This is a genomic window from Bacteroides sp. MSK.18.37 (genome assembly GCF_019129155.2).
GTDB classification, from domain to species: domain Bacteria; phylum Bacteroidota; class Bacteroidia; order Bacteroidales; family Bacteroidaceae; genus Bacteroides; species Bacteroides ovatus.
In genome coordinates this window covers 4,010,240-4,024,219 of the sequence record NZ_JAHOIB020000001.1, presented here as the reverse complement: position 1 = coordinate 4,024,219, position 13,980 = coordinate 4,010,240, and the positions used below count along the sequence as shown (strand labels likewise).

7 protein-coding genes are annotated in these 13,980 nt (G+C 43.8%); 2 read left to right on the top strand and 5 right to left on the bottom strand.

Translation table 11 applies throughout. The annotated features are described in order from the left end of the window. Position 1: 1 nt before the first annotated feature. From KSX81_RS15495 to KSX81_RS15475, 5 genes are all read right to left on the bottom strand, one after another. Positions 2 to 4,513 carry a translocation/assembly module TamB domain-containing protein gene (locus KSX81_RS15495; protein WP_165860829.1) on the bottom strand — a complete coding sequence of 1,504 codons (4,512 nt, stop codon included), beginning with the start codon at positions 4,511 to 4,513 and terminating at the stop codon, positions 2 to 4. A 114-nt stretch (positions 4,514 to 4,627) separates the two neighbouring features. After that, positions 4,628 to 6,961 (bottom strand): hybrid sensor histidine kinase/response regulator, encoded by a 2,334-nt coding sequence (locus tag KSX81_RS15490; RefSeq protein WP_217725857.1) that lies wholly within the window; start codon positions 6,959 to 6,961, stop codon positions 4,628 to 4,630. A gap of 40 nt (positions 6,962 to 7,001) precedes the next feature. Then, complete coding sequence (locus KSX81_RS15485; RefSeq protein WP_217725856.1) at positions 7,002 to 8,360, bottom strand: MATE family efflux transporter; 1,359 nt, start codon at positions 8,358 to 8,360, stop codon at positions 7,002 to 7,004. Between the two features lie 83 nt (positions 8,361 to 8,443). Next, positions 8,444 to 9,682: a M16 family metallopeptidase gene (locus tag KSX81_RS15480; RefSeq protein ID WP_004299932.1), complete on the bottom strand. Its 1,239-nt coding sequence runs from the start codon at positions 9,680 to 9,682 to the stop codon at positions 8,444 to 8,446. A 5-nt stretch (positions 9,683 to 9,687) separates the two neighbouring features. Next, positions 9,688 to 10,527, bottom strand: a complete 840-nt coding sequence (locus tag KSX81_RS15475) for a peptidylprolyl isomerase (protein WP_022199759.1) — start codon at positions 10,525 to 10,527, stop codon at positions 9,688 to 9,690. Positions 10,528 to 10,614: 87 nt separating this feature from the next. Here KSX81_RS15475 and KSX81_RS15470 point away from each other — a divergent pair, with 87 nt between their 5' ends. After that, entirely contained in the window at positions 10,615 to 11,988 is a 1,374-nt protein-coding gene (locus KSX81_RS15470; protein ID WP_004324634.1) for a sigma-54-dependent transcriptional regulator, read from the top strand. A 215-nt stretch (positions 11,989 to 12,203) separates the two neighbouring features. Beyond that, entirely contained in the window at positions 12,204 to 13,760 is a 1,557-nt protein-coding gene (locus KSX81_RS15465; protein WP_128131700.1) for a sulfatase, read from the top strand. Positions 13,761 to 13,980: the final 220 nt, after the last annotated feature.

Here is a 13,980-nt window from a genome sequence, read left to right as displayed (position 1 = left end):
CTTACTTCTTTTTCTTAAAGATGAACAGTTCACTGAGTTTGTCCAGTTTCTTGCGAAGTACCAGACCGACTCCTGTTTCCGTAATCTCGCCTTCGAGTACACTCTCGTAGTTTTTATCGTAGAACAGACGAACATAACGGGTTCCGGTTCTATCCAAACGATATTCCAGAGAGATGTTATCGATAAAGGATTCCGCATCATTCGTCGCATTCTCACCTGTAGACACCTTACCTCCGATTACAATCTGGAAACGGTTGTTAAAGAGACGTTGTGAATAACGGAAACTGTAATCCGTACGCTTACCACCCGTATCCGACAAATCGTGATCTTCGATACCGACAGAAACACTGGCATTTTTCAAATTTCCCATCAATGAGTTGATTTGGCTGCTTAATACGGAGTTCAGTGCGGAACCCATATTCAGTTTACCCAATCCACCACCTCCGCCACCAATCGGTCCGGTGCCAAGATAGGTTTTCATAACCATAATATAGAGGGCTTGTTTACCTCTCTCTTCCGCCCCCATGGCTGTCAACTCGTTTTGTATGGTTGCATCTTCGGGAGCAGATACATCAAATGCAAAAGAAAGATTATCCAACCGGTTCTTGACAACGATGGACACATCGAAATTAACCGAACGTGTTCCGCCGTTCTCTCCCTCGGAAACAGAAGCACGGATACGATCGGTTGCTTTGAAGTTCAACATCGGATCCATGGGGTTTCCTGTCCATTCCACATAGCTACCGTTATCGATAGCAAATTCTTTGGCAGCAATGACAGGTAAAGCATATTTCATCAAACCGCCGCTCAACGTATAGCGTCCGGTCAATGTCAGATCACCTTGCGGAGTATATTTCATAGAGAGGTCACCTCCCCCTTCCAGTTCGACACGATTGTCATTGCTTGCATCCAAATCGACTTTCAAACGGACGGATGGATCGATATGTACCATCATCACCATGTCCAACCCGCCTAAAGAAACAGTCGGCACTTCTTGTTGGACAACCGTAGTGGTGTCGCTAAACGAAGTAAAGGTTACCAGACTTCCCAAACGATCCTGTACCGTCAACGGCGAGTCGGTCAAGATATAGGAAACGTCTGTATTACCCAGCAGGCTCATGTTTCCACGCATGTTCAATCCATCCAACGGCCCTTTCACTGTTGCCCGGAAATCGGCAAAGACTTTTCCGTAGACCAGACTCTCACGAGTGCGTTTGGCATCCAGAAGCGTATAGTTCTGCGCCAGCAGATTCAGATTCGCCATCGGTCGGGACATATCCCTGAAATCAACAGATCCGTCAATCGTGAATGGAGTTTTTCCTGTTGTATAGATAGCGAATTTATCAAATTCCAACCGATTATTCTTTATCTGTACCGGACGGTCGTCGAACCTGAAATTAGCACCATATTGGCGGGAAAGAACAGAAACGCTATCCAATATCAGTTCGCCATTTATCAAAGGCTGCTCGGTGCTACCCGCAATATTCAGATTACCATCCATATCACCGGCCAGCGTAGCCATTTTATCAGGAATAAATACGTTAGCTACACGTAGCGGGAAATGCTCCAGAGTAGCGTTTACTTCCAGACTGTCTTTTCCTGTCTGGGTTGGAACCAGCTTACCATCCGCCACCATCACTTCCACTTTGTCATGATTCAGATAGGCGTTCAGGTATTGTTTTCCCTGTTCGCCTGGCAGCCAGGTGGCTCCCACTGTCACGTCACCAATTCGTTGACGTTCATAAGTCAATTCATCAATAGCTGCTTCAACCGAAAGTTGAAGATCCTTTTCGGTCTGTACATAGTGCGCTTCCGCAGAGAATAAACCGGTTATTTCCGGGAAGTAAGGAAGTACACTGCTCAAATCAGCCAAACTGATTCTTCGGATTTCCACATCAATATTCTGTAGAGAAACGGTGTCTCCCCGTACAGAATGTACACGGAATCCCATTCCTTCGTCATCCCACATATCTACATTGGCGTATACACGCATATTCTTATGCACATAAATCCAATTATGATTTTCATTAAAATGAAACTTCTGGAAGGCGATTATCGGTTCTTCTGGAATCAAGGTGAGAGCCAGTCCATCGCCTTTTCCTTTGCCCTCGAACAAGGGACGTGCATTGACACCGAGTAATACTCCTGTTTCTCCTTTTCCATTCTTAAAGTCTACCAGCAATTCGGCATCCCGATCACGAATTTCTCCCGTCAGTGTGGTAGAGAAGGAGAATTGCGGATTCTTGGGACCGTTAATAACTCCGGCACGCAATTTCATGAGTGTGGTATCTTGTTTGACGGTAAAGAAGATGGTATCCAATTGCAAGGTATCTACTTTCAAGGCGTGGATAGCGGCTTTTCCATTAATTCCCCAGTTGGGAGCCGTTCCGAATTTCACTGAAGCGTCATGGTAAGCTATCTTCTTGGTAGCCAGGAAATATGCCAAAGGGTTCTCTTGTCCTGCGGAGAAAGAGAAAATAGCAGTTGGCAATGCTTTGCGTAATTCAGCGTGATTCAAGGCTTTCTCATCAATCTGCTTCATCAGTACATCCACAAAATGAGTGGACTGACGAATCAAAGGATTAACACCGGAACGTGCACTCAAATCGAGTTTCATATCTCCGGAGATTAAATGGGTAAATACGCGGTTCTGACGAGCCTCTGCCGAAAAATTGAAAGTCAGCGGACGCTTCATTGGCTCCTGCATGATTCCCAGTTCATGCAAATCCAGTTGGGTGACATCAATCGTTATTTTACCGTCGGGGTAGCTGTGTGCCAGATTGTATTCAGCATCCGTTGTCATTTTCAATAAAGCATTGTCACTTGTCAGATGTGCAGTGACCAATGCGCCTTTAAGTTCTCCCGTCAGATCAAGATTGGAAAGATGGTATTTAGCATAATGAAGCTGATCTAATGAAAGATTCAATTTGGCAAATGAATGGTAGGACATGACATCTAATCCACGACCATTAGCCGCAGCCGAAAGAGAAAGTTCATAGATAGAGTCTTTCGGGAGGAAACTATGAAGTTGCAGATTGTCTATTTTCAGATCAGCCTTATAGACTTCGGTAGTGGTATTTAAGGCTGCATTCACGTCCATAGCTCCTTGTCCTTCTTTCAAACGGAGATTTGCTTTATATTCAGGACCTTTGATATCCACTTTCGCCACCAGATTCATGCTGTCAGGAATGACAAGCGTACCATTAGGCGCTTCTCCCGACAGAGCGGTCAGGAAGTTCAGGTTTTGAGTAGTCATTTTCAGGCCGATGGTTCCGGTGCGTGTGAGGCTGTCGGTGAGGTTTTCCAAAAGGCCACCGCCCTCCAATGCAAAAGCACCCGGCAGGTCTACCGTGAAACGGGAAATCTGCATTTCTTTCAGATTGCCGTCCGTGCCGGCACGGATGACGAGCGGACGAAATGGATAGGCTTCTTTGAAGCTTTCGGGCAGACCGCCGGCAAACAGCATGACGTCTTCTTTGCCGATATAGGCATTGAGACGGGCGGATAAGCGTCCCGTAGTGGGGATATTGACCAGTTCCCAATAGGTATGGGCAGATAAATCGATTTCAGAATGGGGAGTGTTCAGTTTCAAACCAGGAACACAGATAACTGAATCATTGGAGTAGGCTCTACCCGTCAGGGAAGTGACGCTCAATCCGGAACGTTCGTTCATGGTAAACTCACGAATGACTGCGTTCATATCCCTCCCTTTATACAGCAAGGAATCCAGAGCGATGCGAATATCCCGGACGGCAATATGAGAAGCGTCGAAGCCCTCTGCCGGTTGAGCAGTTCCGGTATCATAGCTGACGGAGGTTCCCGATAATAAGAACTTCTTCAAGTCGTAGTACTGATTCTTCAAATCTGCTTGAGCATCATCGATGGCTGCTTCTCCAATATGGGCCGCCATACGCATGGAATCAGCAGGAAGTTGCATACTGAACGATACATTTTTCAATTTCAACTGATGAAGAGCTACTTTCCAGTTGATCGGAGCAGAAGCTGTGGTATCTTTGGGCGTAGTTGTGGTATCATTCATCAGTAGCTGCACGTGAGTGTCGGATAGTTCGACCTGATTGATTACCGCTAGTTCATTAGACAAATCGACGCCATGACTTTGCAGGAAGAAACGTCCCAAAACGCCTTTAATATTCATTCCCTCCATCAAATCGGCTGAATTAACGGCTACCCGGCTCAAAGTGACTTCATCCACTTCTACTTTTCCTTTTATCAACGGCCATGCCTGTACACGAACATTGAGACTTTCCAAAGACAAAAGGGTATCCGGCTGTTGAATAACCTCCACGCCACGTACCAACAGATTAAGCGGGAAACGAAGGTCTATCCGCTCCACCTGAATCTGCATGCCGGTTGCTTTAGAAGCGTATGCAGTAACCTCCCGACGCAAAAGATTCTGAACGGGAGGAACATAAAGCAATACCATTAGTATTACAAAGAGTATTATAGGAGTAAGCAATATCCAGCTTACCCAACGTATCCATTTTCGTTTCATGTAAAATGTGTCAGTGTAAATAAGGTGACACAAAGTAAACAAATTATTTTGAAAAAAGGTTTGGGTAATAGTAAGAAAGATACAGATAGTAGCCAAGGAGTAGAAGAAAACGGCTTATTGGGTATTCTTCATTACCTCCAAATAATGCTCCGCTTCACTAATTATTTTACGGACAGCTTCTAATGTATTGAATGTTGTTTCTTCTATTTTTTCCGAAAATTCTTCTCCACGACAAGCCTCCAACCATTTTAACGGGGCGATAGTTTCCTCCGCTCCGATCATTGTGAAAAGAGGGAGAAGTTTATGCGCCATGGCAGCTATCCCATCCACTTCTTTTTCATTCAATGCTTGTTGCATCCGTTCGACATTCTTGCCTGTCTCTTCAATAAAAGTGTGAATGATGGAGTATGCTGCTTCCGGATCATCTTCAGAATAAGCAGTCAGTGCAGAAAGGTTGATCCCGACAGTTCCCATATCTTCTGTTATATGCGCTTCATCGGCCGAAAGTTGACCTTCATTTACTGTTAGCAACAATTCCTTTACTGTAAACGGTTTATGCAAACAACCGGCAAAACCATGTTCATGTAAAGCGGCTTTATCCATTTCACTACGGGCAGTCACAGCAATAACAGGGATTGTTTTTGCTTGTGGTATATTAGAAGCCCGTAATAGTTTTACCAGATCAAACCCGTTAATGGCAGGCATTTGTATATCTGTCAGCAATACATCGAAGACGGAAGAGCGAAGTTGTTCAATCAGCTGTTCCAGCTGTTCACAGCACACTGCATCAATACCATGCTGTTTCAACATGGCGGCAGTCAGATTCAGCTGAATCTTATCGTCATCAATCAAAAGCACACGAATGACTTTCATGGGAGGAATGGCAGCCGACTGTTTGGGAGCGTATGGACTTTCATTCTCCGAAGATTCACTTTCCGGAGATTCGCTCTCTGCAAGGGATTTACCTACCGGATAAAGAGGTAAAGTTACAGTAAAACAGCTCCCTTTTCCTAATGTGCTTTGCACGTCAATGGTTCCTTCAAGCAAAGTTACCAATTTCTTCACAATAGAGAGTCCGAGTCCGAAACCTTCTTCCCCCTGCGCACCGGAAAGACGTGTAAATTCTTGGAAGATACGTTCACGATCTTCTGATGCCATTCCTTTTCCTGTATCGGCAATGGCGATGGTTAACTTAGAAGAATCATAACTGGCTGTCAGGCTAATTTCTCCTTTTTGAGTAAACTTTACGGCATTGGACAAAAGGTTGTTCACAATTTGCCGGAGTCGCAAAGGATCACTGATATATCTTCCATTCAGTTCCGGGACGACGTGACATTGCAAGGCTAAACCTTTGGCAGCGGTCAAAGGTTCGAAACTGACATAAATTTCGTCGAATAGCTGGGAAGGGTTAAAGGTTACGCGATTCACTTCCGCTTTATTGAGATCAAGCCGGTGGAAATCAAGCAAGTCACTGACTAACTTCAATAAATGTTCTGAAGAACTTTTCATATTGTCGAGGTAGAATCGTTGCCGTTCATCTTCTGTCAATCGGGACAGGAGTTCGGTATATCCCATAATTGAGCCTAACGGAGCTTTAAAATCATGGGTAATGGCAAGCATTAATTTTTCACGGGCGATCAGCAAATCTTCCGCCCGTTTATTCGCCACCTCCAATTGCTGGCGGTAACGGTTGCTACGGGAAATATCCCGCATAATCAATATCAGGAAAAAAGCCGATAATAGTACGGCACCAACCGCGATACCGCCGATGATACGTGCCGACCGCATCCTCACTTCCTGCTGAAGTTCGGCATCCTGACGGGCACGCAAGGTCATTTCTTCCTCATACTGTTTAATCAAGCTATCCATCCGTGCCGTCAACTGCGTATTCATCCGCTGGTACTTTGTACTGGTACGTCGGATTGTTTTCCTCCGTTGCAACCGTTTTTCTTCGGTAGCCATGCGGATTTTCTGCTGAAGAGAATCTTTAGAAGTGCTCGGTTGGAGAATGGTATCAGTGGCTACTTCCAACGATGTATTTACTAATACGGCACTGTCTTGTTTAGAAGGGGAAAACACTTCGGCGAGTCGTTTGAAGAATCCCTTCTTTTTAGGAGTAGTGATTAACGAGTCACGTTTGGTGATGACCCGATGTTGTACCCGTTGCTGGGTAATCACAGAATCCTGTTCGGATATGATTTCTTCTATTTCCGAAGCAGAGAGAAGGCTGTCGTTTGCCTCACTTAGCACCCGCAACATCTGAATCGTGTTTTGATCTTTCTCATGGAGAAGGGTCAATAAACTGTCTGTTCTTAAATTCTGTTGATCGTCGGCGGCCGACAATGCTTCCATCTCACGATGTACAAACACCAGCGAGAAAAGGAGGATCGCCAGCAACAAAGTGTAACCGGCGGTTATTTTCAACTTTGTAAAACGGAAGGAAGCCATTGGGGTTAAGTATTAAGTTTTAATTATCAAGTATTTAGCATCAGATTTTGGGGTGAGGTTCGGGGAGTTTCGTCATGTGATGAAAACGCCACCAAAGCATCAATCCTGCGCTCGTCAAACCAAAAGGAAATGCCATCCAGACACCTACTACTCCCCATCCCATGACAAAGCCGCAGAAATAACCTACAGGAAGAGAAATAATGAAATAGGCGACAAAGGCGATAATCATCATTAGTTTTACATCTGAAATTCCACGCAAAGCATTGGCGAAAGTAATCTGCAGTCCGTCGCCAAACTGGTAAACGAGGAAAGGGAAGATTAGAGAGGTCACCATAGCAGCCACTTCCTGACTGTCGGTAAACCAGCCTCCCAAGTAATTCCGGCAAAGGAAGACAATCAAAGAAAGCACAACGCCCAATGTCATCATCAGATGAAAACCTGCATAGGCAGAACGACGTACATTAATGATATCATTCTGACCTTTGAAGTTACTGACACGAACAGCCACAGCAGCACCCATACCGTAATACATCATAAATGTAAACTGCGAAATAGCCAGCATAACCTGATGAGAAGCCAGAGCGATAGTACCCAGCCAACCGATCATGATCGCACTTAGACTAAAGGAGGCTGTCTCCATTCCCATTTGAAAAGCAACCGGCCATCCGAGACCATTCAAATGCCCAAATACAGCTCGTGACCATCCCAAACGGAAAAAGCCAATCTTATAGCGGACAAAACGCGGACTACGCATAAAGATGATGATAAATATAATCACCATCACGATACGCGAGAACAGCGTGCTGACACCTGCTCCCAACAGACCTAACTCGGGCAATCCGAGCTTTCCATAAATCAGGATATAGTTTCCTATGATATTCAAGACATTTCCACCAAGCAATATCCACATAGCGGTTTTTGTATCCGTAATTCCGTCTGTAAACTGCTTGAATCCATTGAAAAGCATGACAAACACTAGTGAAGCGAGCAAAACAAGGTAATACGGTTTAATCAGGGGAATCAATTCTTCCGGCTGTCCGAGACGTTCTATATTTAGATAAAGAACAGTCATACAGACAGTCAGCAGCAATGCAACCATCAGGTTTGCCAGCAAACTGTTGCGTAAAGCCTGTCCCGCAGGGGCATACTGGCGGGTTCCATACAAACCTCCCACAATGGGAGTCAGCCCATACGAAAAACCCGTACTGAAAATAATCGCCAGATTGAACACATTATTGACGAAGGAAGCTGCTCCCAGCTCAATCGTACTATGATGCCCGATCATTAACGTATCCGCAAATCCAAGAACGATTACTCCTATTTGACCGATCACAATCGGCAGTCCGAGAAAAATTAGTGCTTTATAATGCTCTTTATATGTACTATAAATATGTCTCATTTACTTTTCCGTTACCTAAACGTATCTCCATTTTCAGGCAAAGGGACTTTTCCCTTTCACTGATAGATTAAAAAAGGGAGAATTTAATTTTGTTGTTTCTTATAATATAGTATTACTCCGTTCTCCTTACGGAAAGCAGATTGAGCTACCGCCCGCAATTGTTCAGCCGTGACAGACCGATAACGATCGACCTCTTTTTCCATGTCCTCCGCCCGGCCAAGCAATTCGTACCAAGCCAGGTTGGTTGCCACATTCAAATAATTGATGTTGCCGAATATCTGGGTGGACTCAAATTTGTTCTTCACTTTTTCCAGTTCCTGTTCGTCAACCAATTCTTGCTGCAACAGTTCCAGTTCTTCCCGCACTGCCGCTTCCGCCTGTTCCAGGGTGACACCTGCCGAAGGTTTACCACTAATATGGAATAACCCCGCATCTACACTGCCGGAAATATAAGCATCTATACTCGAAAATAATTGTTTCTGTTGTACCAAACGCTGGTTTAACCGGCTGGAACGTCCGTTGCTCAACACATCCGACAAAATATCAAATGCATAATAATCCGGATGGCAATGGGCAGGCATGTGGTATGCCATAAATAAAGAATCGAGAGGAACATTTCTCTCTACCGTCAGCCGCCGTTCTTCCGTCTGTTCCTGTTCTTGTGGCAGGTTCCGTTGAGGAACTTCCCGACGAGGAATAGAGCCGAACCATTTTTCCGTCAAAGCAACCGCCTCTTCGAAAGAGATATTACCGGTCACAGCTAATATGGCATTATTAGGAGCATAAAAACGGAAAAAGAATGCCTTCACTTCTTCCAGCGTAGCATTGGCAATATGCGACAACTCTTTTCCGATAGTAGGCCATTGATAAGGATGCGTCTGATAAGCCAGAGGACGCAAAAGATGTCCGATATCCCCATAAGGCTGATTCAAACATCGCTGTTTGAATTCTTCCATTACTACTCCCCGCTGTACCTCCAGACTCCGTTCGCTAAAATCAAGACTCAACATCCGGTCGGATTCCAACCAAAAGCCGGTTTCTACATTCTGACGAGGTACAGTGAGGTAGTAATTGGTTATATCATTATTCGTCCAGGCATTATTCTCTCCACCCGCCAATTGAAGCGGCATATCATAATCGGGAATATTCACCGACCCTCCGAACATCAGGTGTTCGAACAAATGGGCAAAACCGGTATGTTCGGGATCTTCGTCGCGAGCTCCCACATTATATAATATATTAAGGGCAACCATCTGCGTACTTTCGTCCTGCGAATGTACCAGACGTAACCCATTATCAAGAATATGCCTGTTGATTTTCATATATTTCAGTCAAGTATTGTCACCTTTGTTATTTTTACATCTTCTTCGGGACGATCGCTACGGTCGGTTTTCACCTGCTGGATTTTATCCACAATATCCAAACCTTTCACTACTTCGCCGAACACAGTATATTCGCCATCCAGATGCGGAGTTCCTCCCACCGTTGTATAGGCTTCAATCTGTTCCGGAGTGAAATGAAATTCCGGTTGTTTAGCTGCCATTTCCTGTGCCTCTGCAAACAACTTTTCCTGCAAATCATAAAGACCATTTTCGTCATTTGCTTTTCGCATCTTATAAATTTCCTTCATGTGTTTCTGTGCCAGCGTATTGAAAATAACATTAATCTTATTCTCATTCATCTGGCTTTCCATACCCAGCAAGGTAGAGTCATTGAACACCTTACCTGTCACGATATAGAACTGACAACCGGAAGATTCTTTCTTCGGGTTCACATTATCTCCCTGACGGGCAGCGGACAGGGCACCTTTCTTATGGAAATATTTAGGATATACAAATTCAGCGGGAACAGTATAACCTACATCTCCCGTACCCAGCATTTTTCCTTTCGGTGCATTCTTTGAGTCCGGGTCACCAGCCTGAATCATAAAATCTTTGATAACACGATGAAACAGTGTGCCTTCATAAACACCGTCCTTCACCAGTTTGATAAAATTATCACGATGTTTCGGTGTCTCATTATATAGTTTCACCTCGATATCTCCTACAGTTGTCTCAATCTTTACCAACGTTTCTTTATCCATGTCTCCTCCTTTTTTTGTTCCGGTTTTGCAGGCAGTAAGTCCGCAAAACGATATGGTTAATACTATCAATAGAATCTTTTTCATAACACTTTTATTTAATTTAAGTTTGCAAATATACCACTTTCGCCTAAATCCTCTTACCTTTGTGACTTAAAAGAATCAAAACCTGACATGATGAGCTCCATATTGATCGTTGAAGATGATATCACTTTTGGAATGATGCTAAAAACCTGGCTAGGCAAAAAGGGCTTTGAAGTATCATCAGTGAGTAATATTGCCCGCGCCCGAAAACATATCGAAAGCCAAAACGTCGATCTGATTTTATCAGACCTGCGACTACCCGACCACGAAGGTATCGATCTGCTGAAATGGATGAATGAACAAGGCATGGACATTCCTTTAATCATCATGACTGGCTATGCGGATATACAATCCGCCGTACAGGCAATGAAACTGGGAGCACGTGATTATATAGCCAAACCGGTAAATCCGGAAGAATTACTGAAGAAAATTTCTGAATGTCTGCAGTCTGAAAAGAGTCTTGCTACTCATAACGTTGCTAAATCTTCTTCTAAAAAAGGTGCTTCTACTTCATCTAAAGATTCAACAGAAAATCATCGTGCTTATCTGGAAGGAGAAAGTGATGCAGCCAAACAACTCTACAATTATGTAGGTCTGGTAGCTCCGACCAATATGTCCGTACTTATCAACGGTTCCAGCGGAACAGGAAAAGAGTATGTGGCGCACCGTATTCATCAACTTAGCAAACGAAACGATAAACCGTTTATTGCCGTAGATTGTGGATCTATCCCCAAAGAACTGGCTGCTTCCGAATTTTTCGGTCATGTGAAAGGTTCGTTTACAGGTGCTCTGACAGATAAAACGGGTGCTTTCGTTGCAGCCAACGGTGGTACTATCTTTCTGGATGAGATCGGAAACCTTAGTTATGAAGTGCAGATACAACTGCTTCGTGCCTTGCAAGAGAGAAAAATACGTCCGGTAGGTTCTACACAGGAGATATCGGTAGATATTCGTCTGGTATCTGCCACCAATGAGAATCTGGAACAAGCCATTGAAAAAGGTACTTTCCGTGAAGACCTTTATCATCGTATCAATGAATTTACCCTCCGTATGCCCGATCTGAAAGAACGGAAAGAAGATATTCTGCTCTTTGCCAATTTCTTCCTCGATCAGGCAAACAAGGAACTGGATAAACACCTGATTGGTTTCGATGCAAAAGCATCGCAAGCTTTAATGAATTATCATTGGCCGGGAAACTTGCGCCAAATGAAGAACATCGTCAAAAGAGCAACGTTATTGGCACAAAGCAGTTTCATTACTTTATTGGAATTGGGGACCGAGCTTTTAGAAACTCCTGCATCCAGCAATACGAGCATTGCATTACGCAATGAAGAGACTGAAAAAGAGCATATTTTGGAGGCGCTACGCCAAACAGGAAACAATAAGAGTAAAGCAGCGCAATTACTGAATATTGATCGAAAGACTTTATATAATAAATTGAAATTATACAATATTGATTTGTAACAAGTTACGTTCTTGCATTTTCTCAAGTGTTCTCATGCCTATGAGAAAATTTTCTCAATGCGATGAGAAAAAGTTCTCATTACTATGAGTATTTATTCTCATCACGGTGAGAAATGATTCCTTTTTGTAGTGCTCGAACTTATCTTTAACCGAATCTATCGCATTACCAGATATTATTAATTTTAATGCATATTCCATAGAATAAAATGACCCCCATGAATAAAAAAACATTATTACCCCTTGCATTTGTGCCACTCGCAGTAACCAATCTGCAAGCACAAAGCAATATGCAAATAGAACGCGCGGACAAACGTCCGAATATCATTCTCTTTATGGTAGACGATATGGGATGGCAGGATACTTCACTCCCATTCTGGACACAGAAGACACACTATAACGAATTGTACGAGACTCCCAATATGGAGCGGTTAGCAAAACAGGGAATGATGTTTACTCAAGCGTATGCCAACAGTATCAGTTCTCCTACCCGGTGCAGCCTCATCACCGGAACCAACGCCGCACGTCACCGAGTAACTAACTGGACGCTGCAAAAGAATACAATGACAGACCGTAAAGATAGCATTCTGGCAGTCCCTGACTGGAATTACAATGGAGTAAGTCAAGTGTCCGGCACTAATCATACTTTCGTAGGAACCTCCTTCGTGCAACTGCTAAAGAACAGCGGTTATCATACTATACATTGTGGAAAAGCCCATTTCGGAGCGATAGATACTCCAGGGGAAGATCCGCATCATTGGGGATTCGAGGTAAATATTGCCGGACATGCGGCCGGTGGACTTGCCAGTTACCTGGGAGAAGAGAACTACGGACATACCAAAGATGGGAAAGCGGTATCACTGATGTCTGTTCCCGGATTAGAGAAATATTGGGGAACGGAAACCTTTGTAACTGAAGCATTGACGTTGGAAGCCATTAAAGCACTGGATAAAGCGAAAAAGTATAATCAGCCTTTCTATTTGTATATGTCGCAATATGCCATCCACATTCCTTTGAACAAAGATATGCGCTTCTATGAGAAGTACAAGAAAAAAGGAATGACAGACCATGAAGCTGCTTATGCCACACTGATTGAAGGAATGGATAAAAGTTTAGGTGATTTAATGAACTGGCTGAAAAAGAATGGAGAAGCCAACAACACTATTATCATTTTTATGAGTGATAACGGAGGACTTGCATCCGAATCCGGATGGCGTGACGGCAAGCTGCATACACAGAATTATCCATTGAACAGTGGTAAAGGTTCTACTTATGAAGGCGGTATCCGCGAACCGATGATTGTCAGTTGGCCGGGAGTAGTAGCTCCGGGAAGCAAATGCAACAACTACTTGTTGATAGAAGACTTCTACCCTACTATTCTTGAAATGGCAGGTGTCAAGAACTACCAGACAGTTCAGCCGCTAGACGGTATCAGTTTCATCCCTCTGCTGAAACAGACAGGCAACCCAGCTAAGGGTCGGAGTCTTTTCTGGAATATGCCTAACAACTGGGGAAATGACGGTCCCGGAATCAACTTTAATTGTGCCGTTCGAAACGGTGACTGGAAATTGATTTATTACTATGGAACAGGAAAAAAAGAGTTATTCAACATACCTGATGATATAGAAGAAAGCAACGACCTTAGTGCACAGCATCCGGACATCGTGAAGAAACTTTCTAAAGAGCTGGGCAACTTTCTAAGAAAAGTAGATGCACAACGACCAACTTTCAAAGCGACAGGTAAACCTTGTCCCTGGCCGGATGAAATTAAGTAAATAGATTACCTAAATAAAAGAACTGTGGCGGGGTGTGTGGAATAATTCCACACTCCCCGCCACAGTTTCCACACACTCCACACATACTTCCCCACTATCCTAATTAGCATCATCTTCCTCATTCCCTTATTTATCAATCACTTATCATACATTATCTAATTTTGGCACGCGCTTTGATCTTTAATTAGACGTTAGCGAAAAGCAATAACCGATTCCTTAA